We start from the raw sequence: 22,999 nt of genomic DNA on the forward strand, positions 1-22,999 counted from the left end.
TATGCAAAACAGACGTATTCATGCCGTTGTGTTTGACTTATGGAAAACCTTAATTCCGCTCCCCGAACCAATTAAAACCTATGCTTTCTTAGAGACTTCGCGAGTTCTTGGCATCGCTCCCGATGTATTCAGCAAAAATTGGGAGGAAACCCGAAATCGGCGCGAGACGGGGGATCTGCTCGAGTATCTTCATTGGCTCAATGAACAAATGGGGGCAAAGTGGAGTAAAGATAAGATCATGGAGGCCATTCGCGTACGAAAACAAGTCCACGGTTTATCGTTTCAAACACCGGATGTCGACGCGTTCACGGTTCTAAGCACATTGCGTTCGCAGGGCGTAAAAACGGCTGTTGTGTCCAACTGTAGCAGTGATGTCAAAGAATTATTAGCCGATTCGAAGTTGGCCCCGTTACTTCATCAAGTGGTATTGTCCGCTGAAATCGGGATTATGAAGCCTGATGTTAAAATTTTCTCGTATGCAGCCAACCGGCTCGGAGTAGAAAATGCCCATTGCTTGTATATAGGCGATGGGCACGATAAAGAGCTTGAAGGAGCTGCTCGGGCAGGGATGCATCCAATATTGCTGGACAGGAACGACGGGAATCAATGGGACGGTGATCGAATTACATCTTTATTATCGGTACTTGAGATTGTTGATGGAGTCAGAACGAGCAACTAAGAAAATTATGAGGTGATGTCCAATGAAATCGATTTTGGTTACTAACACCAGTAATAAAGTCCAATCGGAGGTACTTCTTGCTCGACCGGACCTACAAGTGACATTCGTGACGGAAGGGCGCTTTGTTGATATGTACCCTTCGGGTATTGATGTTGTTGTTGTAGAGGATCTAAACAACCCCTCCGGAACCATGGAAGCTCTCATGAAGCAGAGGGAGTGTTCTCAATATTCTGCCGTAGTTTCTCTTTCTGAACGTGCAGCGCCCGCCGGAGCATATATGCGAACTTATCTTGGGTTGGCAGGACCATCATTTGAAACGGTTCTCAACTGTACGAACAAATATACAATGAAGCGCCGATTTGCTGCGGCCGGATTGCCTACGGCGGATTACTTCCTTGCAAGCACTCCTAGTGGTGTGGCCGAAGCCGGCAAGAAGATTGGTTGGCCGATTATAGTTAAACCGGTAATCGGGGGAGGAGCCGATCAGACGTTCGTTTTTGCAACAGAAGAAGAGCTGTTATCTTCATCCGGACAAGAGTATCTCAATCGGCTACATGCTCCCTCATCGACTTCAGCTAAGAGGTTTCCTGTAATCGTTGAACGTTTTTTGCAGCTTGAGGAAGAGTATCATTGCGATGGATATGTTGAGGATGGCTGCGTAGTATACGTCCAAATATCGCGTTATGTTCGACCGGTTCTTGATTACGCTTCCGAAATTCACGGTTCCTACACGATTGAGAGCAGTGATCCGATGTTTTCTTTTCTCCAAGACATGCATGCACGTACAGTTGCTGCGGTGGGGTTGACGAACGGAGTGACACATTTTGAAGTACTCAAAGCGGCAGATGGGGTATTTGCCGGGGAAATTGCATGTCGTCCCGGCGGCGCCGGAATTCGTAGAATGCTTCAGCTCCATAGCGGATTTGACTCATGGGCGGCACATATCACTGCTTCTCTCGGCGAGAAGTACACGTGGGAGTCAAACGATCTTCGATATGCCGGAAAGCAAATTGCCGAACTGCTGCTGCCGACCCAATTGGGGACTATAGCATCAATCAGTACGCCGGAAGACTTTGCATCCGTACCCGGATTAATCGAGGTCGACATGAAAGTAAAACCGGGTGATGTGGTAACCGGTTTAATAGATTCTTCTGCCATATGCGGATTAGTGTTTGCTCAGATATCCGGTCAGCAAGATCTTGATCTGGTCATAAAGAAAATAAGTGAGTCCTTTCATATACAAACTTGCTAGAGTTAAATTATGTGAAAGACAGGAGGGGAAATAAGTGAATCGTAACGTATTAATTGTCCCCATGCAGCCGACCCCAAACGGGCGGCTGCATATTGGTCATGGAGCGGGAACGTATTTACGTGCGGATACCCTTGCTCGTTCACTTCGATTGCAAGGGTATAGCGTGCGGGTCATTACCGGAAGCGACGTTTTCGAAAATTGGGTGCTGGCTGAAACCCTTCGAGACGGGAAAGATCCGGATACGGTTTGTGATCTATATCATAAAGGAATTCAGCAAGATCTTAAGCTCTTGAATATTCGGTTAGATACTTGGATCGATCCTCGCGCGGAGTCGCACTTTGCCGGCTATTTGGACACGCACGAGAAGACGCTTCTTACATTGCAGAACACGGGCAATGCCACTCTCGTAAGCGAACGAGTGCCATACTCGGCAGAAACGGGAGACGCGATCATCGGGACATGGATTGCAGGGAGTTGTCCTTATTGCAACAAGCCTTGTGGAGGAAGTTCATGCGTGTACTGTGGCGCACACTTCCAACCTGAAGAGATCGTTCAACCAAGATCTAGGTTAGACAATAGTACATTGGAATGGAGAACGATAGAAAGTTGGTTCGTAACGCCAAATGAGCAAACAAATATCATTGAATCGCTGAAGCGTTCCGGCGTTCGACCGATTTGGATGCAAGCCGCCGAACGTTATCTTTCCCTCAGGAAGGGGCGTATCAGACTAACCGGCCCCGGAACATGGGGAATTCGCAGCAATTTAGTTCCCGAAGGTTTCGTTCTGTCCAATCCGTATTATTTATACAGTGTATACTGCGGGGAAGTTTACAAATTGCTCGAAGGAACGGAGGTAAACCCGTTCATGTCCAATAGCAACGTGACTACGATCGGCGTTTTCGGTAACGATAACTCTACTCCGGGCCTTATCGCCCCGCACGTGATTTCCCAAGGAACAGAAGGTTTGTATAAACCTTTCGATTATACGCTTGTAAATGGAATGCTCTTTCTTGAAGGGGAGAAATGTTCGACGAGTAAACGCCACGGTATTTGGATTAAGGAAATTCTTGATCCTGAAACGGAGATTTCTTCCGATGAAATTCGATATTTTTTGTCGCATACTTCGCTCGATACTGGCGCGGCCGATATTAAAATTACCGATTTTATCGATTCGGTAATGTCATTCCGACAGTGGTGCGTTCACCGTCTCGATGCTGCGCTTGAGACTGTCCGTCATTCTGAATCGTTTATGTATAGCGACCGGATTGCGAATGCAGTGGCCGAGCAATCCGAATCACTTTTTCCCGGCAAATTTGATTTAAAAGCAGCAACTGTGATTCTGGATAACTGGATGCAAGACGGAAGCATGGACCGACGCGAATGGCTTCTTGGCTTACCGCTATTAGGAGCCCCCATTATTCCAACCATCTCAAGCCAAGTTTGGAGACAGCTAGGCCTGGACGGGGAGCCGTGTGTTGAAGTGGCCAAGGGGCGAGCGATTCGACTCGAAGCGTCGCGATTGGTAGAATTCCCCGATAAAAAGGAATTAACCGAAACTTCGTTGCGCCCGTTCATCCATCTCGCGGGGATCCATACATAAAGGTGTCTTGTCCGGCGTGATAACTTTTTACAAATAACCATAATTATGTGGGGTGAAGATAATGGCAGTGAACGAGAATAATGGGGACCAATCCGATAGAATTCCCCTTCTTGATAGCGTGTCATTTATTTTGATTAAGCCTGACGGATTAGACAACCCTCTATTACTTGAAGAATTGGAGCTGCAAATTAAAGATGCTGAACTAGAAGCAATTCGAAAATTCGATGTCAAGTTCACGAGAGGCGATTTAGATATGCTTTGGCCTAACTATGCAAATTATCCAATAACAATGCAGTTATTGCATAAGTACCTGGCCGAGAAGCTGCTAACCATGAGAATCCTTATTGGTGCTGATGCAATCCAAAAAACCAAGAAGATTAAAGATATTATCAGAAAAAAGTTTTCGCTTGGTGCCTTTGCAAATTGCATCCATACCCCCGCGGATCTGGAAGAACTTAAATTTCAACTAACGTTCATCGCGCAAAAACCAAACGTAAGCTTGGAGCTGGCCTCGGACATCCTAATCTTCGATCCTCCCAAACAAGAAATCCTACCTGGTCTCTGGGGGCGTATGACAAAGTTAGGCGAAAGTGAATTCGAACGAGTAGTCTTGAGTGTATGGAAAACGATTTCAACAAAGCGTTGGGCGGAAATAGCTGTACCAAGCAATGGTGAGTTTAATGTGATGCTAGTAGACGATGACTGCAATGGTATCGATTACGTTACATCTTGTCTCTGTGAGGTTTTTCCGGAATTGCCTCCCGAGAAGGCGATCGTCACTGTCCTGGAGGTCGATCGAACCGGTGGGGTGACGGTGTATTCAGGCAACAAAGAAGATGCGGATTTTATTGCCGGGAAGTTAAAAGATCATAAGCTTGAGACGAAAATAAGGAGAAACGTGAAAGGGAGCTTCAGGTCGGATGTATTAAACATTTAAATCAAAAATCATTGAGTTAAACAATTTTTTACCACATAAGAATGTTTAAGTTCTTTACAGCACTAAAGCGTGAAGAACAGCCTTCTTATTGGCGAATAAACCTACCTCTAAACGCGGTCGCTCATCTTCGAAAGGCCTCGATAGAGGTTTATCTCATAGAAGGTTGGGTGTATATGTCTGCTTTTTACAATAAATTAAAATCGTATGCGGAAATCGTTATACGTCTAGGGATAAATGTTCAATATGGCCAAAAGGTAGTAATAGATGCGCCAATAGTGGCGGCTGAATTTGTCCGTCTCCTGGTTGAATGCGCATATGATTTCGGTGCCGAATCGGTCGATGTTGAGTGGAGCGATAGCGTGGTCCACCGTACCAAATTGTTGCGTTCCTCTACTGCATCATTGGAAGACTATCCAATTTGGAAATCACAAGGTTATACGGATAGGGCAAGACAGGGGGCGGCCTTTATCACGGTTCAAGCGCCACAACCCGGAATGATGAAGAACGTACCTACTGAGCGCGTCGCTTTATTTCAACGCACGAGCGGTCGCGCTCTTCAGGAATATCGGCACTATCGCATGACCAATAAAGTAAGTTGGGTTGTGGTTGCTTTGCCGACCCAAGAATGGGCGAAGCAGGTATTTCCCGCTTTACCTGAGGAGTTAGGCTTGTCGAAGCTATGGGAAATCGTCTTCCGAGTTACCCGTGCGGATCAAATTGATCCCATAGGGGCTTGGAATGCGCGGATTAAGGAGATCCAGGGGAAATTACTGCAATTGAATAATGCAAAATACCGCCAGTTGCATTTTACCTCACCCGGGACTGATCTTACAATTGAACTGCCGATGGATCATATGTGGATCGGTGGAGGAAGTACGACAGAGAAGGGGAATTACTTTATGCCTAACGTTCCGACGGAGGAATGCTTCACAGCGCCTTTACGTACAGGAGTGAATGGTAAAGTGCGGGGCACGAAAACGCTGTATCATGGCGGCAAACTTATCAAGGATTTCGAGATAACGTTTAAGCAAGGTAAAGTATGCGATTTTCGCGCCAATTATGGAGAGGATACCCTTCAATATCTCTTTCAAACGGATGAGGGTTCGCAATATTTGGGAGAGGTCGCGCTTGTACCCAATAGTACGCTGCTAGCTAAGGAAGGAATTAACTTTTTCAACACACTTTACGATGAAAACTCATCTTGTCACATCGCATTTGGTTCCGCCTATCCTTTTAATCTAAAGGGCGGGGAGAAAATGACAAAGGAGCAATTATCGGAGCGCGGCATAAATCAGAGTATCGTTCACGTTGATTTTATGTTTGGCTCTTCGGAGATGGACGTGAGTGCCGAATTGCCCTCGGGCGGATGGGTGAAGCTAATGAAACAGGGAGAATGGGTAACATAAAATTACGAAAGTGTAGAGGTAGTAGCTGTTAAATATCAAAACGTGAGAGTGCCGCGGGATCACGCGAGATAACATAATAAGATATTTCGATTAGTGCGAGGGGGCCATCTTATGGACATGTTGAGGAAATAGATCGCATATTTGAGGCATACCGGCAGGCCTCGTATAAGCTTTTTTGAGGCCATCCCCAATTGCGGGGATGGCCTCATGCTATCGTTTCCGCCGGATTATCCTTCCAGCACATCCGCGTCCAATTCGCCGGCAATCTCCATCATTTTGGGGATGACCGCTTCACTTCCGCCGGACACATAAATATCCCCCTGATAATGCCGGAAAGGGATCTTGCTTTCGCCGCAGCTCCACATGAAAAAATCCCCCTCAATAGACATGGTGGTAGACCCTGTCACCGTAAATACCGAAGTATAGGCAAAGTCGGGTTTGGACGAAAAATACCGTTTGCACTCTTCCAAAGAGATGCCTTGCTCCGGAGTTCCATTTTCCTTAAATTCTCTTGTAATCCGATAACGTTTGCTCATTGAAATCCTCCCATTAGCGAATTTTTTAGTTCCATCATAATGAAAATACTGAGAAGTATCAACAGGTCCGGTATCGAGATATATATTCGGGGTTATGACATTGCGGGTTTTGGAAAAACTAAAAAGAAAAACCACAACCTGAGAAGGAGAAACACTTCCATGTTTCAGCATAAGCTTTTATGGTTCATTGCCCACTATGGCTATATAGGCATTTTCGGTGCCTTGGTACTTGGTATTATTGGCTTGCCGGTGCCGGACGAGATTTTAATGACGTTTTCGGGATTTTTAATTTCGAAAGGCAAGCTTCATTATGTTCCGACATTGATTGTTTCGGTACTAGGCAGCTTTACCGGCATGTCCGTCAGCTATTTGATTGGATATAAATTCGGGTATCCGCTTTTGGAGAAATATGGGCGTAAAATTCATATCACAAAAGAGAAGTTAGATAAAACACAGCACTGGTTCAAGCGTTTTGGAAAGTTTGCCCTCACCATCGGGTACTTCATTCCAGGAGTCCGTCATTTAACGGCGTACAGCGCTGGAATCAGCAAATGGTCGTATCGAAGCTTTAGTCTTTATGCAGCGCCTGGAGCCATGATCTGGGCTGTCACATTTATCACTTTAGGTACGTATTTAGGCGAGCATTGGCGTACCGTTACCGAAACGATACATCGATATTTAGTAATCGGGTTAGTTGTTTTGATTGCCTCCGCTTTAGTGATCTGGTTCGTAAGAAAGGCGAAAAGAGAAAAAGTAAAATCGACATAAGCGGCTTATGATGTACGAACGGGTATGCACGAAAGTACAATTGAAACGGCCAATTTCTTGTTATAATAATATGCAGAAAGGGGTGCATAATGGATCGCGATAAAAATACTCGTTATATACCAAGCAGTTTCAATCATCAAGATGAGAGTAACGGGTTGCTGGTTTCCAGGGTTCCAATCGTCATATGGGTAGCTTTAGTTTATATTACAACCGTCATATTGCAAACGACTGCAGCATTTATTCCGCTCAAACTTCTTCTTTTTACTGTCATCATTTTCATTCATATTGTCTTGCATTGGTTCTCAAGTTCCATTGTAGCCTTCAGGCCATGGATTTATTTTATCGCGCAGGGGCTGCTGATCTTTGTCAGCGCGTTTGTGATGCCCAACGGCTTTTCTGCTGCTCTAACCGGCTTATTTCCAATTCTGATCGGGCAAAGCGTCGGCGTGTATTATCATTATTTAAAAGTGGGATTCGTTTCACTCTTTCTGTTCGGCTTGCACGATATGGCCTTTGTGCTTTTAAACGTTACAAAAGAATTACTGCTATTTGTGCCGTTATTGATCTTATTTACCATTGCGGTTGTCGCTTATGCGATGCTTTTTTTCAAGCAAATACATGCCAGGATTCGCACGCAAATGTTTCTTAGCGAACTGGAACAGGCCCATCGCCAAGTGGAGGAGTTGACGCTGGTGAACGAACGCCAACGGATGGCGCGCGATTTGCACGATACGTTGGCGCAAGGGCTTGCCGGGCTTATTATGCAGTTGGAAGCAGTGGATGCCCATTTATCAAATGGAAATACGAACAGGGCGCAAGAAATTGTTCTGCAGTCCATGGTTGGAGCGAGAAAAACGCTGTCAGCTGCGCGGCATGCCATTGACGATCTAAGAGCGAAATCGGCGTCAGGGATCGATTTTGCCGATGCGGTCCACGGTGAAACCTTGCGTTTTACGAATGCAACAGGCATTCAAGTTTCTTTTGATATGGGGATTAGAACTCCGTTATCCGGATTATTAATGGAACATGGGCTGCACATCATTAGCGAATGTTTGACGAATGTGGCCCGTCATGCTCAGGCCGAGCATGTTTCATTAACTGTAAGGGAAGACGCGGATAATCTGCACATTCGGATTAAGGATGACGGGAAGGGTTTTCATACGAATATGATCGGCAAACAATCAGGCCATTACGGTTTGCTCGGCATTTATGAGCGGGTACGTTTAATTGGGGGAAAGGTCCATATTCAAAGCGGCGCTCAGGAAGGAACGAGTATTGACATTGAGGCGCCTTTATTCAAAGGAGATTCGGTATGAGTCATAAAGTGTTGATTGTAGACGATCATTTAGTTGTCAGAGAAGGTCTGAAGCTTATTCTTGAAACCAACGATAAATTTCAAGTCATTGGCGAAGCGGAGAATGGAAAGGTTGCTTTGACTTTGCTAGAAGAGCTTAAGCCTGATGTCATTTTGATGGACTTGAATATGCCTGTTATGAGCGGGATGGAAACCATGAAGCTCATGAAAGAGAGGCGGATTGAAACGCCTGTCATTATTCTTACAACTTATAATGAAGATGATTTGATGATTAAAGGTTTGGCATTGGGAGCGAAGGGGTATCTATTAAAAGATACGGGCCGCGAGCATTTGTTTCGGACAATTGAATCGGCCATAAGAGGAGAGACGCTGCTCCAGCCTGAAATAACGGCAAGAGTGTTCTCCTATAAAGAACATACCCCCGTTCCGGAGAACCGGCAGGAGAAGCCGGTCATGACTGAAAAAGAGCTGATGATTTTACAGGCGATCGCACGCGGTTTTCGAAGTAAAGAAATAGCTTTCGATATGGGAATCTCGGAAAGGACGGTAAAGGCGCATCTGACGAATATTTACAACAAGCTTGGCGTGGATTCCAGATCGGAAGCGGTAGCCGTATCGGTAGAGCGGGGGATTCTCCATCTCTGAACTATGCAGCATATAAAGTCGTATATATGTATTGCCCTATCGTACATGAGGTACATGCCCTTATGTACGATTTTTTTATTTGTCCGGCATACTAAAATTGTACATACAGAACAAAAAGATAAAGAAACATCGCGAAGGGTGTGCAGAATGAATCGATTAACCCAGTTTTCCATGAAAAACGTCTCAGCGTTGTTCATCATTATGATTATGCTTTTTGCAGTCGGATTTTATTCAACGTCAAAGCTGCAGGTGGAGAACATGCCGAATGTTTCATTTCCTGTTTTGGCTGTTACTACGACCTACACAGGATCGCCTAAAGATGTTATGGATGAAATTACGGATCCGATCGAAAAGAAGCTGGCCAATTTGGAAGATCTGGATTCCATGTCCTCGACATCGAGCGACAATTATTCCACGATTATTCTTAAGTTCAAACAGGGTGTAGACATGGACAAGAAAAAGGTGGATGTCCAGGATCTGCTCGCTGAAGTTTCGCTGCCGCAAACAGCAGGTACGCCCAAAGCCTCTACTTTTGGCGCGGCATCGTCGCCGTCCAACTATTTGGTCGCATATGCGGACAACGGCATGAGCCAGACGGAGCTGGACAAACATTTCAAAGACACGATTAAACCCGGACTTGAAGGCATCAGCGGCATTGATCACATGGACGTTATCGGTGCCCGCGATACGTCGCTCGATATCGAGCTGGATGCGGATGCTCTCAGTGTATATGGCCTTAATCCATCGCAAGTAAGCAATGCGATTAAAGCGGCTACGGCCCAAAGTCCGATCGGCAGCGTCGAGATTAACGGCAACGGTAAGATGGCCCATGTAACAGGGAATATTCAGAGCCTTTACGATTTGGAGCATGTTGAAATGACAACCTCCAAAGGGGACATTGTTAATCTCAATCAAGTAGCGAAGGTAAAGGCGATATCGGAATCCAAATTTAACGGCAGACTCGATGGCAAGCCTGCGATCGGGTTGGTTTTATACAAGGCCGGCAGCGCCAATGCGGTAGAATTCTCAAACGCTCTCGAAAAAAAGATTCATGAATGGCAAACCGCACTGCCGAACATTACGTTTAAAAACACGTTTGACAGCTCGGAAGAAATTAAGCACTCGATTACCGGCCTGGTACGCGAAGGCGTCGTTGGCGCACTGCTCGCTGCGCTGATGATTATGATCTTTTTACGCAATGTTCGAATGACACTTATTGTGCTTGTATCGCTGCCGCTCTCCATTCTCATTACGCTCATGCTCATGTACAAATTGGGGATTACGCTTAACGCGATGTCGCTCGGCGGCATATTTATGGCGATCGGGCGCGTAGTCGACGATTCCATTGTCGTCATCGAGAACATTTACGCTTCCCTGGAGAAAGCGCAGGAACGGAAAGAATCGGTCATTGCGCTAGCTGCAAGTCAAGTTTCGTCGGCGATCACTTCGTCAACTTTGGCGACAGCCGGTGTGTTTGCTCCCCTGGCTCTGGTATCCGGGTTCATAGGAGAGTTTATCAAACCGTTTGCTATAACGATATCATGTGCGTTGTTAGCCTCATTACTTGTAGCTTTGACCGTCATTCCTATGCTCGCTAAACTATTGGTCTTGCGCGGCAAACAAGGGAAAAAACATCATGACGATTCCGAGCCGACCAAATTGACATCGATGTATGAGCGGGTATTGTCATGGAGTTTAAACAACCGCATAAAAACATTGCTTGTATCCGCCCTGCTCTTGGTCGTCACTATAGCGGTTACGCTTCCTACGTTATCCGTTTCGCTATTGCCCAGTCCCAAAAATTCGCAAACGATGTCTTTTCAACTAAAGCTGCCTTATGAGACTTCCTTCGAATCGACGGACGCCAAGACGAAAGAAATTGAAACCATCTTTTTGAACGAAAAGGATTCCAAGGGTGAACCTGTTTTTAAATTCGTGGAGGCTTTGGCAGGTTATGCAGGCGACGATAAAGAACGGGCTCCCTATGCATCGCAAATCATCGTTGAAGTTAACGGCAATGTCGATGCGAGGACAGTGAAAGAACAAGCGAAAACATTTATTCTCTCCGAGCTGCCCCCCGGGTCAACGGTAGAGCCAAAGTCTATCGGCGAAGACATGACGGCATTATCCACCGATTTTGCGTACTCCTTGAAAGGAGATGACCAAAGTCAATTGGAGAAAGCGGCGGCCCTTGTGAAAGCCAAGTTAAATACATTCCCTGAACTCACTGAAATTGAAGATAATCTCAGCGACGCCAAGACCGGAATTGAAATTACCGTTGATCAGAAAAAAGCCAGGGCTTTCGGATTAACCCCTTCTTCGGTTCGGGATACGGCGCGTGTCTGGGTTCAAAAAGAGGAATTGGGGGATATGAAATTCGACAACGTCACTTACACGACAACGATTTCCATGAATAAATCGGCTAAAGATACGCTTGAGAAGCTTGGAAATATCCCTTTAGCAAGTTCAAACGGTTCGGCAGTTTTATTGAAAGAGGTTGCCAAAATCAATGAAATCAAGAGCGCAGCTTCGCTTACGCGCGAAGACCAGCAGCAGCTTGTCAAGGTAACCGCCAAGATCATCGGGAACGATAAAAGCGGCGTTAGCGCCAAGGTCGCCGCCGCGCTTAAAAGCATCGAGCTGCCTGATGGCGTCACTACGAAAGCCGGAGGGGTGACGGACGATATCAACGACAGCTTCTCTCAATTATTTGTAGCCATGGCCGCTGCGATACTCATTGTCTACTTGATTATGGTTCTGGCCTTCGGCAACGCAAGCGCGCCGTTTGCCATCCTTTTCTCGCTGCCGCTCGCCGTAATCGGAGGATTGCTTGGATTGTTTTTAACAAAAGAAGCTTTAAATGCAACTTCAATGATCGGCTTCCTTATGCTTATCGGTATTGTCGTTACGAATGCCATCGTTTTGGTAGACCGTGCGCAGCAGTTGAGAGAAGAAGGAAAATCTGTCCGCCATGCCTTAATTGAAGCAGGGAAAGTACGCTTGCGTCCGATTATTATGACAGCCGGAGCAACGATTGCGGCTTTGCTTCCCCTTGCATTGGGAATGTCCGGCGAAGGTCTTTTGATCGGCAAAGGACTCGGGGTAGTCGTTATAGGAGGTCTCATTACCTCGACGGTCTTGACGCTTGTTGTTGTTCCGATTGTGTACGAAATGCTGGAGAATGCGAAAGAACGTTTGAGCAAAAGATTCCGGCGGAAACCGCGCAACGAGTCTAATGCTTTGGAAATTTAAGATTGCGTATAAGGAGACCCGAAGATGATATTCAGAAACCGATCGTTAGCTATTATCGTTTTACTCGCCGCCGCTTCGGTCATGGCCGTTGGCTGCTCAGTTTCGGGAGGAACCGGGGCGGCAACCGTGCAATTGGCGCCAAGGGCGGTTAAAACGGAAGTGATTGCGAGGCAAACCATCAGCGCTCCAATCGAACAGGTCGCAGATGTACTTCTATGCAGCAAAAATTTTGGCAAACCGGATTCATTGCTTTGGCGCTCGACACGGAGAGCGGAAGCGCCAAACGGTTGCTGAAAACTTTTAAATAAGAATCGGCATGGTGGGCTAACTTCAATTTAAAGAAGCGAGGGTAAGTATGGATAGTATGAAACAGTCGCTTATCACGGAGCTTATTCGAACGATACAATTGACCAGGAAAATAAAGTGGGAACAAGGAGATGATGAAGCCGATCATGTTGAAATTGCTTTTGCAGACCAAATAAGAGGGTTAGTTGATTTTCTGGGGGAAGAGCAGAGCTACCGGTTGACCTATCTGCTGGATCAGGTGGTCGTGTATTTCAATGATTTGAACGAAGATGGGAATATGTAAAGAAAAGCATCCGCCGGGAGGCGGATGCTTTAGTTTCACGAATCGAATCGATATTCTTGTGGCGTGCATCCATAATGCTTTTTAAAGATCTTGATGAAATGAGGCGGAGCCAGAAAACCCAGCTTGGAGCTGATGTCGGAAATTTTGAGATCGGTGCTTTTGAGCAAATAGGCCGCTTTTTCCATGCGCAAAGCGTATAAATAATCGCCAATCGTTTCTCCGGTAACGGTTTTATACACTTTGGACAGGTACACAGGGTGGAGGCCGATGTGATCGGCAACCAGCTGCAGGGAAACACCTTCGGAAAGATGCTCTTGAATATAAGCGCGTACTTTGGCCGTGATGAGATTCTGAGCGCTTTCCATATGAGTGCTTGAGCTGTCTTTTAGTATGCCGATCACTCGGGCTGCCCAATCATACAAACGCTGCTTGGACAGGAAATTGGTTTTCCTCAGAAACCATTCGAAATCATCGCTGAGCTGCTCCTTCAGCTCGCCGCCGTTCTTGAGAATACCGATCGCAAGAGAAGAAGACAGGTACAGGAAGATGCTGTACAACTGATCATAGGTGAATTCGAACTCATGATCGGACAGATGAAGGGTACGTTCCAATTTCATCAGGGCTTCGTCCCAACTGCCGGATTCGAGCAATTGAGGAAGAAGCGGAGGCTCGAACAAGTTGATCGGCGAAGACTCCGGCTGACCGTTCGTATCTTCATCGGGGAGCGTAATGAAATAACTTTTATTCGTTCCTACATGGCGGTTAATCCATGCCACGGAACGCTGATACAGTTCAGCGATACTATCGGGGAACGAATGAACGGGACTGAGACAAATGGAAATATTCCCCTTCAGGAAGGTCTGGACATGACTTTGCAGTTTGACCGCGAAAGAATCCGCGAGCTTCATCGCTTCCGCCCGTTTCTTGGCTTTAACGAGAAAGACCAGATATCCCTGCTCGGAAATGCAGTGCCATAATTCAAATACGTCCTGAAATACTTCTTCGGCAATGTTTGTTACGGCATACTCAAGCAGGGAAAGCGAGTGAAGATCATACCCCGAGAAGTCCTCTTCCAAACGTACAAGCATGAGAATAAAAGGGTCGCCATGATGGAAGGATAACCCTAAAAGAAAAAGACGTTCCTGAAATACGGAAGCAGGCATCGGCTTCTTCTTGAGCAGGTCGCCGAGCAGTTGATCCTTGAGCAAGGGCAAGTTGGACTGAAGGGTATATTGAATACTCTGGTAGGAGCTGACTTCTTGCCATTCCGCCTGAAGGGCCTCTAATGCTTTTTGGACGGAAGCTACCAGTTCTTCGATGACGACAGGCTTCAGCAAATAATTGAATGCGTTCTGCTGCATCGCTGTTTGGGCATATTGAAAATCGTCGTACCCCGATAAAATAATACATTTGATCTTGCGGGACAACTGGTTTATGTTCGCCAGTAATTCGAGTCCGTCCATTTCCGGCATCCGTATGTCGGTAATCAGAACGTCAATCACATGCTCTCCTGCAATTTTCAGCGCCTCCGCAGCGGAATAGGCTTGATATACGGCCTCGATGCCGTAATCGGACCAAGGAATGGTCAGAGCCAGGCTGTCTACAACGGTTCTTTCATCATCCACGATTAATAACTGATACATCTGCTATCCCTCTTTCGTCTCAGACTTGCTCCAAAATAAAGTGACGCACAATCCCCCGAGCGGGCTTTGGCTAAACTCCATGCCCGAGCATGTATGAAAATGAATGCTCAAACGCTGCTGAATATTCCACAGCGCACATCCCATCGCATCGTCAAGCGGTTGTTTCATTTTCAGCTTGATGGTTCTTATCTCTTCCTCCGTCATACCCTGTCCGTCGTCTTCCACGCTGATCCTGTAATCCGTGTGGGTCTCGGCACCGGTGATGATGATCCTGCCGGCTGACTGTTTCTTCTCGATCCCGTGGATGACCGCATTCTCGACTAACGGCTGAATCAACAGTTTCGGAATCGTCAACCGGTTCATGGAGTCGGGAATGCGGATTTCGTAGCGAAGCCTGTCCATCCGCAGCTTTTGGATAGCGAGATATTTGTCAACGACGGACATTTCTTTTTGAACCGTTGTCATGGGTTCTTCCAGCCGGGTCGTATAACGGAAATATTCGGCCAAATTCTGGGTCATCGCCGTAACCGCTTCTTCGTTGCCGAGGCGAACCGAGTTGTTGATGAAAAACAGGCAATTATATAAGAAATGAGGATTGATTTGGGCTTGCAGCTGCTTCAGCAATGCTTCCCTGGATACGATTTTCTCTTTGTATACCTTTTCGATCAGCTCTTCTATTTGCGCAGCCATTTCATTGAAGTTGGCGTATAGACTGTCGAATTCGTTATTGCTGCGGCGCCGGATTCTTGCGGAGAATTCGCCGTTTTTGAGAAGGCGTACTCCCTTCAGCAATTCAAGAATCGGGATTTGAACTTTTCGGTATAAGGAAAATGCTATTGCGATGCCGGCGACGAAGAGGACGGCGCATGCGAGATAGAACCGGTTTTTGGTTGTGATTATAGGCTTCAGGGCCACATCAAGCGGCGTGTAATCGATCATATACATGCCGAGATTTTGCGATTTCATATAATTCACGAGATATTTGTTGTCGTTCAGAACGACGATTTCCGTGTCGGAATCGGCCTTAAGGCGTTCGGATAGAGCCTGCATCAATTGCTCGGATCTAGTGCCGTCGGAGGTTGAATTCAACAGCAGCGGCATTCCCGCTTGATAGAAAAAGGGATCGTTTTTGCCCACATGCTTGGCGCCATCCAAAATTTTCGTCAAATTGTCTGTCGGGAACGTAACTTGTATAGTGAAGCCCTTTCCAGCCATTTCTTTGACAAAAATGTAGGAGGCAGGGTCCAGATTCCACTTCCGGTCAGTTCCGGCAGGGGGCGTCTTCAAAGCGGTTAACGATGTGCCGATCCAGCTATGAATGATGGGAGACCAGATGGCGATTTTGTTGGTCCAGCCGAGCGATAGGCTTTGATAGCTAAGTTTGGACGACAGATCCCTGATAAGCTGAACCCGACCGTAGGAATCCATGATATCCAGCGACGGCAGCAAAGCGACAAGTTTGTCTTGATCAATGGAAACCGCAAGCATATCCAATTGCTCTACACTGCGGTCAAGGTTATTTACGGCAAATTGAACCTGGCTCAAATTGCTGCTTTGGATATCGGATTGGACGACCTGTAGACTTGTATTTATGGAATAGGTATACATACCCAGAATACATAAAGTGGAACATAAGAGCAGCACATTGATCATCATGAATGTTTTATAGTTGTTGAGCATCCGCTTGCTCCTTTCGGTCGGGATAGCCCCATTGTAGTCTTGGCTGGTGGCAATTACAACTTGGAAATGCCGCATATTGCACGTATGTTTGGAATGCGTTATCACAGGTTTGTTTAGAGATATATCGGGGCGTATAGCGCCGTTCTATAATAAGGTGAAAAATAAAGAGCATGAGAGGGGTTACATCAATGACGAAGACACTTAGATTTGCTGCATCTTCACTTGCGGTTCTCGTCAGCCTGGGATCGATTACGGCCTGCAGCTCCCAGTCTTCCGAACCGTCGCCGTCCGCTTCTGCACCGGCGAGCGCGTCCGGCTCCAAACTTCATACTGTGAACGGAAAGATTGATCCGCCGGTCACGATTACCACAGTAAGAGGTACCGATCCGACGGCAAGGTTCAAAAGCGGAGAGACTTACGAAAACAACGTCCACACCAAATGGGCGAAGGAAGCGCTCGGGGTGGATATGAAAACGCTTTGGTCGGCCCCGCAGGCTGATGGTTCTTACGATACAAAGCTGAAATTGATGCTCTCTTCCGGAGATAAGCTCCCGGATATTATTTACACTACAAATAAAGATACCCTAAATATGTTTATTGATTCGGGCAAAGTCATGCCGATCGATAGCGTCTTTGACAAGTACGCCGGGAAAGCGTGGAAAGCCGGAGCGGCGGAACAGCCGGACGCATGGCTGCCGTTCGGGCGCGGGAAGCAGAAGATGGCGATCCCAAGGCTCCAACCGACGCTGTCATCCGAGCCGGTTCTTTGGATCCGCAAGGATTGGATGGACAAGCTTGGTCTGCAGGCCCCGAAATCGCTGGCCGATCTGGAGACGATTATGGACGCTTTTGCGAATCGGGATCCGGACGGCAATGGGAAAAAAGATACGATACCGCTTGATTTTGGCATGAAGGATCAAATGATCGGTTATGCGGTCGGGGATATTTCCTGGCTGTTCGGAGCTTACGGCAGCATCCCGGGTCAATGGAACAAAGATGCCGACGGGAAGCTTGCGTTCGGCTCCGTTCAGCCCGGTATCAAACCTGCTCTTGCCAAGCTCAAGGAATGGAAGGACAAAGGGTATATCGCCGAAGATATCGGACTTCACGATTGGAATAAAGTCGTGGAGGACGTCGCCTCCGGCAAGGTGGGAATTGTAGCCGGGCAATACTGGTTCCCGTCATATCCGGGTTCCATGGCATACGCGAAGGATCCGAAAGCCGATTATGAACCGTATGCTCTCCCGCCCGGACCTGACGGTAAAAAAGGGAATGTGGTAAACGAGCCTTTCCTTGGCGGCGTTGTAATCAACAAAGATATTTCCCAGGAGGCGTTAGAGGCATTCTTCCACTATATGAATACATTATGGGATGCCGGCGCATCGGGCGATCCGCTCGCGTTGAAAGGATTTCAAGAGCACTATGATTATGAGATTCAAGACGGTCAACAAGTGAATAACGTCGATGATAAAGCTTTTAATACTGAAAAATATACGCTCTTAAGCTGGCTGCCGTATCCGCTGTCTAAAGTTGACGGAGATGCCAAGAAAGACGCCGCCGATCCTAATCCGCTTACAGCCAGACAAGGGAAAGCAAAATTGATTGCCATCGATCAAAAAGGTTCGGATATGCCCGATCTGTTTACCGGTCCGACGACATCCACGCAAAGCACCCGAGGGGAATTCTTGAGGAAATTGGAGCTTGATACGTTCACGCAAATTATTTACGGAAAAGCTCCGGTCGATGAATTCGATAACTTTGTCAAACAGTGGAAAGCTTCCGGCGGCGACCAGGTCACGAAAGAAGTTAACGATTGGTTCAATTCCGTAAAATAAAATGGGGGGATTTGCTATGACAGTTCTGCATGCCTTTGAGCAAAATAGAAAACTTGGACGCGGCATCAATCTGGGCGATGCGCTTGATACGCCCCAAGAGGGGGTGAGCGGGAGCAGGATCGAAGACAGGTATTTCAAAATGATCAAAGAAGCCGGTTTCGATTCCGTCAGGATTCCGGTCAAGTGGTCGAACAAAGCCGAAACCGCAGCCCCTTTCCCGGTCAGTTCTTCGTTTTTCGGACGGGTGGACGAAGTCGTCGACTCCGCTCTTTCTTATGGTCTAAATACCGTCATTAACATTCATCACTATGATGAAATCATGCAGGACGCTGACGGACATCATGACCGCTTCATCGCCTTATGGAAACAGATCGCTGAGCGATATAAGGATCGGCCAAGCTCGCTTTATTTTGAATTGCTGAACGAACCGTTCGGAGCCGTCACCGCAGAGAAGTGGAACCAGCTTCTTGCCGAGGCAATTGCAGAAATCAGAAAGATTGACCCCGTGCACACCCTGATCGTCGGCGGTGTCGACTGGAATATGATTTCCGGCCTCCAAAAGCTGCAATTACCGGCGGGCGAACAAAATCTGATCGCTACATTTCATTATTACAATCCTGCATTCTTCACGCATCAGGGGGCTACCTGGATGCCGCCGGAAGTGAACGGCGCATTCCAGACACTGGGAGTCAGCTGGCCGGGGCCTCCTGAATCTCCCGTAGTCTTGTCGGAAGCTGTGAAGGCATACGACTTTGCCGTACAATTCTTCGAATCGTACAATAACGAACCGTCGGCCGCAAACCCGGCGGGCCCGCATCAAATCGCGAAAGAATTGGAAGCGGCGGCGGCCTGGAGCAAACAGAATAATCGTCCGCTTTGGATGGGAGAGTTTGGCGCGATAGCGCTGGCAGATATGGAATCTCGGGCAAGATGGGCGGCGTTTGTTCGCCAAGAAGCCGAACGGCTGAACATGTCATGGGCCTACTGGGCGTTCGAAGCCGGATTCGGCGTATATAACCGTGAAGCCAATGATTGGCACAAGGGCTTACTGGACGCCCTGATTCCGATATCCTCAACGAGTTTACCGGAAGGCATCGGCTCAAAGCTCCCTGGGTAAAACGGTACAATTCGGTTAGTTCAAGGGCGGGACAGGCTCATGCCTGTCCTTCCTCATTAAGCAGGCAGGAGTGAAAGATATGGAAGTCATTCAAAAGGGGACAAGGCGGCGTGACAGATGGCAGTTATATCTGATGCTGCTGCCGGCCGTCATCTTGACGCTGATTTTTGTTTACGTTCCGATGGGCGGAATCGTCATGGCTTTTCAGGACTATAAGCCTTATTCGGGGATACTGCATTCCAGGTGGGTCGGGATGGACAATTTCAAGTTCTTGTTTACCTACCCGGACAGCACGCAGGTCATTTGGAACACGTTCATCATTGCCGTGCTGAAAATCGTCTTCGGTACAATTGCAACATTCTCCTTCGCGCTTTTGTTGAATGAGGCTCGTCATAAATTCATGAGAAATACGATTCAGACGGTCGTTTTTCTTCCGCACTTTTTATCGTGGGTTGTTTTGGGCGGCGTGTTTATGGAAATTTTGGCCCCGAACGGCGGTATAGTGAATCAATTTCTCCAGCATGTATTCGGAATCAAGCCGATTTTCTTCCTCGGCGATAACCAATATTTTCGGGTGACGATGGTAGTTACTGAAATTTGGAAGGAATTCGGATACGGTTCGATTCTGTTTTTAGCAGCGCTTGCGGGCATTAATCCTGCGTTATACGAGGCGGCGGAAATCGATGGCGCGGGACGGTGGAAGCAGACGCTGTACGTTACGATCCCATCGCTCGTACCGACGCTCGTCGTGGTCGTTACGTTGTCGCTCAGCCAAGTCTTGAATGCCGGCTTTGATCAAATCTTCAATTTGTACAATCCGCTCGTTTACCAAACCGGCGATATCATAGATACGTTCGTATACCGAATGGGTCTGATCAGCGGGAACTTTAGTATTTCAACAGCGATGGGTCTGTTCAAATCCGTAGTCGGATTGGCGCTGATTGTAACTTCGTACAGGCTGGCCGGGAAATTTGCGGGCTACAAAATTTTTTAAGAGCGAGGAGGGTCCGCCTTGCAGGCAATAAGCAAAGGCTACCGCATGTTTCTAGGCGTCAACTATGTATGTTTAAGTGTGCTTGCCTTACTTTGTCTCATCCCGATGGTGCATGTCGTTTCCGTTTCCTTCAGTTCCGCGCCGGCGGTTGCCGCACATGATGTAACTTTCTGGCCCATCGGGCCCACTTTGTTTTCCTACAAGAAGGCTCTGGGCAACCCGGAGTTGTACCAATCCTTAATCGTCTCAGTGGAGCGGGTAATCTTCAGTTTTGTGATCGGCTTGAGCGTTACTTGCTCGGCCGCTTATGTGATGTCCAAGGGCGGAGGCCGCGACGGAATCGGAGGGTATCGCTTTTTTGTCGGTTTCTTTGTTGCAGCGATGCTGTTTAACGGCGGCATGATTCCGACTTATCTGGTAGTGACGAAGATCGGGCTCTACGACTCCATCTGGGCTCTGGTGCTCCCGGGAGCCGTCAACATTTTCAACCTGATTCTCATCATGAACTTTTTTAAAGCCTTGCCCAAAGAGCTGGAAGAAGCGGCGTTCATGGACGGGGCCAATCATTGGATCGTATTCAGCAAGATTTTCTTGCCTTTATCGCTTCCCGTATTGGCAACAGTCGGATTGTTCATGATCGTGAACGACTGGAACGCCTGGCTGGACGGCAGCATTTATATGAAATCCAACCATGTGCCGCTGGCTACGTATCTGAAGTCTATCATCGCCATGCCCGATGTGAACTCCAACAATGCCAAGGAACTGGCGCAGACCAATTTCCAAGCGCTCATGTCCGCTCAAATTGTGATCGGAGCACTCCCTATTCTTGTCATTTATCCGGTGCTGCAGCGGTTCTTTACCGCAGGGATCGTCATTGGGGCCGTTAAGGAATAGGAGAAGCTAAGATTCCGTTATTTAACCTTTAGATCGAGTTATATAACGCAGCATCATAGTTTTGTACACTGGGATAGTACAACCTAGAAGGCTTCTATGGAGGAATGACTATGGAGAGAGAACTGTCTAATAAAGCTTTGGCGGGAGATGCATTGGGGCAATTCTCGCTTAATATCTCAACCGGCTTGCTAGGGATGATCACCTATTACTATACGGATGTCGTCGGGGTTTCCGCAGGGCTGGCGTGATCATCGCTGTTGCCGGCATGTTAGCCAGCATCTTGTTTGCAATGGCCGGTACTGCAGGGATGTATTATGCCAAATATGTTTGGAACGATGTCAACCTGGTCAGCATCATGGGCGGCATCGGTCTTATTCCGGTCATTGTCGTTTTCTTGCTCTCCGGACCGGCCATCAAGCGAATCGGCAGACGAAATATGGCGATCCTTGGGCTTATAATAGGGATCTTTGGTTTGCTTTTGCGCATTATCGATCCGGCGAGTATCACGCTCGGCCTCATCGGTTCGCTGATTCAGACATTCGGGATGATTCCGCTTATGATTGTGCTCTCGCCGCTCATGGCCGATACGATCGAATACGGGGAGTGGAAGCACGGACAGCGCATCGTAGGACTGACGAATAGCGTGAGCGGCTTCTTTGGCAAAATGGGTACTGCGTTGGGGACGGCATTAATCGGCTGGCTGCTGGCCTGGGGCCATTACCAGGAGGGAGCGGCGGTTCAGGCGGAGTCGGCCAAGCATATGATCATCATATTTAATATTTATATTCCGCTGGCTATTTATGCGGGTATTGCCATACTGATGTTCTTTTATTCTCTGGAAAAACAATACACGCGTATTTTGGACGACCTGGAACGCCGCAAGGATCTCATCGTTTAGCAGGGTTCGAGGGTCCACGCTTCCGACTTGCCGATTGAAAGGAGGCCGATGCCGGAATGGATTGGGATTACCCGGTATTTCCCGGAAGTTATTTCTTCAAGGACGACGTGCCGATCCATGCGGCATTGACCGAAGAGTCCCTTTATTTGATGAGGCATCAGCATGATTGTATCGAAATCGCTTATGTACAAGAGGGAGAGGGACTGCATTATATCGGAGAAAGCATCCTGCGCGTGTCCGAAGGCGATTTGTTTCTCATTCCGGCATACGTCTCGCACGTATTCCAGCCGCAGGAGCTGACGGGCGAACAGCCGCTCAGGATCATCAATTGCTTGTTTCGCTCGGACATGCTGGAAGCGGCGGAATCCCATAAGCTTAAGCACCCGCGGGTATACCGCGAGCATGACGGCGAATTCAGGCGGCTTCTGGACCGTATATTAGTCGAACAGCAGAAACCGACTGAAGCCCCTGCGGGACTCTTCTCTTTATGGAAGCAACTGGTGATGCTGCTTCAATCCAAACCTGAGAAGACCGATGTACAGTACGTTGAAAACGATGAAGCGCCGATTCACCAGGCGGTTCAACATATGGGCTTCCGGTTTGTGAACCCGCTTCCTATATCGGAAATCAGCCGGTTCGTGTTCATGAGCACCCGGCATTTTCAACGTTTGTTTAAGTCTCTTACCGGACGTTCCTATGTGCAGATGCTGCAAGAAATTCGCATGCGCCACAGCTGTGGGATGCTTCAATATACGAATTGGAGCGTTCAGGCGATTGCGGAGAAGGTCGGCATATGCGATATGAATTATTTTTACCGCTTGTTCCGTGAGCATTACGGTACGACGCCGGCAGCGTTCCGGCTGCTTTACAACCGCATGGGAGCCTTCTGAAAAATGGCGCGATTCCACATAGTTTTTCGGACTGAGGCTCTGTTATCTTTAGAGGGGAAAAACGTGACT

21 protein-coding genes are annotated in these 22,999 nt (G+C 47.6%); 18 read left to right on the forward strand and 3 right to left on the reverse strand.

Going from position 1 to position 22,999, the window contains the following annotated elements; genetic code table 11:
• Position 1 precedes the first annotated feature (1 nt).
• The 5 genes from AC6RNO_RS09755 to AC6RNO_RS09775 all read left to right on the forward strand — a co-directional run bounded on the left by AC6RNO_RS09755 (position 2) and on the right by AC6RNO_RS09775 (position 5,874).
• On the forward strand, positions 2 to 679 hold the full coding sequence (locus AC6RNO_RS09755; protein ID WP_488434167.1) for an HAD family hydrolase: 678 nt from the start codon (positions 2 to 4) through the stop codon (positions 677 to 679).
• A gap of 22 nt (positions 680 to 701) precedes the next feature.
• Positions 702 to 1,931 (forward strand): ATP-grasp domain-containing protein, encoded by a 1,230-nt coding sequence (locus AC6RNO_RS09760; protein WP_497105320.1) that lies wholly within the window; start codon positions 702 to 704, stop codon positions 1,929 to 1,931.
• Positions 1,932 to 1,965: 34 nt separating this feature from the next.
• A complete protein-coding gene (locus tag AC6RNO_RS09765) occupies positions 1,966 to 3,531 on the forward strand; it encodes a class I tRNA ligase family protein (protein WP_497105321.1) in 1,566 nt (521 codons plus the stop codon).
• Positions 3,532 to 3,592: 61 nt separating this feature from the next.
• Positions 3,593 to 4,468 carry an ATP-dependent Clp protease adaptor ClpS gene (locus tag AC6RNO_RS09770; protein WP_474682109.1) on the forward strand — a complete coding sequence of 292 codons (876 nt, stop codon included), beginning with the start codon at positions 3,593 to 3,595 and terminating at the stop codon, positions 4,466 to 4,468.
• A gap of 173 nt (positions 4,469 to 4,641) precedes the next feature.
• Complete coding sequence (locus tag AC6RNO_RS09775) at positions 4,642 to 5,874, forward strand: aminopeptidase (protein ID WP_488434170.1); 1,233 nt, start codon at positions 4,642 to 4,644, stop codon at positions 5,872 to 5,874.
• 227 nt (positions 5,875 to 6,101) lie between these two features.
• Here the strand turns inward: AC6RNO_RS09775 and AC6RNO_RS09780 are convergent, their stop codons facing one another.
• Complete coding sequence (locus AC6RNO_RS09780) at positions 6,102 to 6,410, reverse strand: hypothetical protein (protein ID WP_497105322.1); 309 nt, start codon at positions 6,408 to 6,410, stop codon at positions 6,102 to 6,104.
• Positions 6,411 to 6,569: 159 nt separating this feature from the next.
• On the opposite strand from AC6RNO_RS09780, the gene AC6RNO_RS09785 reads away from it, so the two are divergent.
• The 6 genes from AC6RNO_RS09785 to AC6RNO_RS09810 all read left to right on the forward strand — a co-directional run bounded on the left by AC6RNO_RS09785 (position 6,570) and on the right by AC6RNO_RS09810 (position 12,979).
• A complete protein-coding gene (locus AC6RNO_RS09785; protein ID WP_474682112.1) occupies positions 6,570 to 7,178 on the forward strand; it encodes a DedA family protein in 609 nt (202 codons plus the stop codon).
• A gap of 89 nt (positions 7,179 to 7,267) precedes the next feature.
• Positions 7,268 to 8,494, forward strand: coding sequence for a histidine kinase (locus AC6RNO_RS09790; protein ID WP_497105323.1), 1,227 nt, complete (start codon positions 7,268 to 7,270; stop codon positions 8,492 to 8,494).
• Positions 8,491 to 9,138: a response regulator gene (locus tag AC6RNO_RS09795; RefSeq protein WP_497105324.1), complete on the forward strand. Its 648-nt coding sequence runs from the start codon at positions 8,491 to 8,493 to the stop codon at positions 9,136 to 9,138. Before AC6RNO_RS09790 ends, AC6RNO_RS09795 begins: the two co-directional genes overlap by 4 nt.
• Before the next feature lie 147 nt (positions 9,139 to 9,285).
• Complete coding sequence (locus AC6RNO_RS09800; protein WP_497105325.1) at positions 9,286 to 12,390, forward strand: efflux RND transporter permease subunit; 3,105 nt, start codon at positions 9,286 to 9,288, stop codon at positions 12,388 to 12,390.
• A 24-nt stretch (positions 12,391 to 12,414) separates the two neighbouring features.
• Entirely contained in the window at positions 12,415 to 12,684 is a 270-nt protein-coding gene (locus AC6RNO_RS09805) for a hypothetical protein (RefSeq protein WP_497105326.1), read from the forward strand.
• Between the two features lie 61 nt (positions 12,685 to 12,745).
• Positions 12,746 to 12,979 (forward strand): hypothetical protein, encoded by a 234-nt coding sequence (locus AC6RNO_RS09810; protein ID WP_497105327.1) that lies wholly within the window; start codon positions 12,746 to 12,748, stop codon positions 12,977 to 12,979.
• A 35-nt stretch (positions 12,980 to 13,014) separates the two neighbouring features.
• On the opposite strand, the gene AC6RNO_RS09815 is transcribed toward AC6RNO_RS09810, so the two are convergent.
• Positions 13,015 to 14,622: a response regulator gene (locus AC6RNO_RS09815; protein WP_497105328.1), complete on the reverse strand. Its 1,608-nt coding sequence runs from the start codon at positions 14,620 to 14,622 to the stop codon at positions 13,015 to 13,017.
• 3 nt (positions 14,623 to 14,625) lie between these two features.
• Positions 14,626 to 16,302 carry a histidine kinase gene (locus tag AC6RNO_RS09820; protein WP_497105329.1) on the reverse strand — a complete coding sequence of 559 codons (1,677 nt, stop codon included), beginning with the start codon at positions 16,300 to 16,302 and terminating at the stop codon, positions 14,626 to 14,628.
• Positions 16,303 to 16,490: 188 nt separating this feature from the next.
• Between AC6RNO_RS09820 and AC6RNO_RS09825 the strand changes: the two genes are divergently transcribed.
• The 7 genes from AC6RNO_RS09825 to AC6RNO_RS09855 all read left to right on the forward strand — a co-directional run bounded on the left by AC6RNO_RS09825 (position 16,491) and on the right by AC6RNO_RS09855 (position 22,930).
• Complete coding sequence (locus AC6RNO_RS09825) at positions 16,491 to 18,137, forward strand: extracellular solute-binding protein (protein ID WP_497105330.1); 1,647 nt, start codon at positions 16,491 to 16,493, stop codon at positions 18,135 to 18,137.
• Positions 18,138 to 18,153: 16 nt separating this feature from the next.
• Positions 18,154 to 19,254 (forward strand): cellulase family glycosylhydrolase, encoded by a 1,101-nt coding sequence (locus AC6RNO_RS09830; RefSeq protein ID WP_497105331.1) that lies wholly within the window; start codon positions 18,154 to 18,156, stop codon positions 19,252 to 19,254.
• Between the two features lie 79 nt (positions 19,255 to 19,333).
• Complete coding sequence (locus AC6RNO_RS09835; protein WP_474682122.1) at positions 19,334 to 20,248, forward strand: ABC transporter permease; 915 nt, start codon at positions 19,334 to 19,336, stop codon at positions 20,246 to 20,248.
• Between the two features lie 18 nt (positions 20,249 to 20,266).
• Positions 20,267 to 21,142, forward strand: a complete 876-nt coding sequence (locus AC6RNO_RS09840; protein WP_474682123.1) for a carbohydrate ABC transporter permease — start codon at positions 20,267 to 20,269, stop codon at positions 21,140 to 21,142.
• Between the two features lie 110 nt (positions 21,143 to 21,252).
• The gene (locus AC6RNO_RS09845) at positions 21,253 to 21,390 is read left to right on the forward strand and encodes a hypothetical protein (RefSeq protein WP_497105332.1); all 138 of its coding nucleotides are present in this window, start codon (positions 21,253 to 21,255) and stop codon (positions 21,388 to 21,390) included.
• Entirely contained in the window at positions 21,387 to 22,040 is a 654-nt protein-coding gene (locus AC6RNO_RS09850) for an MFS transporter (RefSeq protein WP_497105333.1), read from the forward strand. Before AC6RNO_RS09845 ends, AC6RNO_RS09850 begins: the two co-directional genes overlap by 4 nt.
• A 56-nt stretch (positions 22,041 to 22,096) precedes the next feature.
• Positions 22,097 to 22,930, forward strand: a complete 834-nt coding sequence (locus tag AC6RNO_RS09855; protein ID WP_497105334.1) for a helix-turn-helix domain-containing protein — start codon at positions 22,097 to 22,099, stop codon at positions 22,928 to 22,930.
• The last annotated feature ends 69 nt before the right edge of the window (positions 22,931 to 22,999 follow it).

It is taken from the genome of Paenibacillus sp. sgz302190 (assembly GCF_059820445.1).

Coding starts and splice junctions, on each gene's coding strand:
- AC6RNO_RS09755 (WP_488434167.1), top strand. CDS start 2: ATGCAAAACAGACGTATTCATGCCGTTGTGTTTGACTTATGGAAAACC.
- AC6RNO_RS09760 (WP_497105320.1), top strand. CDS start 702: ATGAAATCGATTTTGGTTACTAACACCAGTAATAAAGTCCAATCGGAG.
- AC6RNO_RS09770 (WP_474682109.1), top strand. CDS start 3,593: ATGGCAGTGAACGAGAATAATGGGGACCAATCCGATAGAATTCCCCTT.
- AC6RNO_RS09775 (WP_488434170.1), top strand. CDS start 4,642: ATGTCTGCTTTTTACAATAAATTAAAATCGTATGCGGAAATCGTTATA.
- AC6RNO_RS09780 (WP_497105322.1), bottom strand. CDS start 6,410: ATGAGCAAACGTTATCGGATTACAAGAGAATTTAAGGAAAATGGAACT.
- AC6RNO_RS09785 (WP_474682112.1), top strand. CDS start 6,570: ATGTTTCAGCATAAGCTTTTATGGTTCATTGCCCACTATGGCTATATA.
- AC6RNO_RS09790 (WP_497105323.1), top strand. CDS start 7,268: ATGGATCGCGATAAAAATACTCGTTATATACCAAGCAGTTTCAATCAT.
- AC6RNO_RS09795 (WP_497105324.1), top strand. CDS start 8,491: ATGAGTCATAAAGTGTTGATTGTAGACGATCATTTAGTTGTCAGAGAA.
- AC6RNO_RS09800 (WP_497105325.1), top strand. CDS start 9,286: ATGAATCGATTAACCCAGTTTTCCATGAAAAACGTCTCAGCGTTGTTC.
- AC6RNO_RS09805 (WP_497105326.1), top strand. CDS start 12,415: ATGATATTCAGAAACCGATCGTTAGCTATTATCGTTTTACTCGCCGCC.
- AC6RNO_RS09810 (WP_497105327.1), top strand. CDS start 12,746: ATGGATAGTATGAAACAGTCGCTTATCACGGAGCTTATTCGAACGATA.
- AC6RNO_RS09815 (WP_497105328.1), bottom strand. CDS start 14,622: ATGTATCAGTTATTAATCGTGGATGATGAAAGAACCGTTGTAGACAGC.
- AC6RNO_RS09820 (WP_497105329.1), bottom strand. CDS start 16,302: ATGCTCAACAACTATAAAACATTCATGATGATCAATGTGCTGCTCTTA.
- AC6RNO_RS09825 (WP_497105330.1), top strand. CDS start 16,491: ATGACGAAGACACTTAGATTTGCTGCATCTTCACTTGCGGTTCTCGTC.
- AC6RNO_RS09830 (WP_497105331.1), top strand. CDS start 18,154: ATGACAGTTCTGCATGCCTTTGAGCAAAATAGAAAACTTGGACGCGGC.
- AC6RNO_RS09835 (WP_474682122.1), top strand. CDS start 19,334: ATGGAAGTCATTCAAAAGGGGACAAGGCGGCGTGACAGATGGCAGTTA.
- AC6RNO_RS09845 (WP_497105332.1), top strand. CDS start 21,253: ATGGAGAGAGAACTGTCTAATAAAGCTTTGGCGGGAGATGCATTGGGG.
- AC6RNO_RS09855 (WP_497105334.1), top strand. CDS start 22,097: ATGGATTGGGATTACCCGGTATTTCCCGGAAGTTATTTCTTCAAGGAC.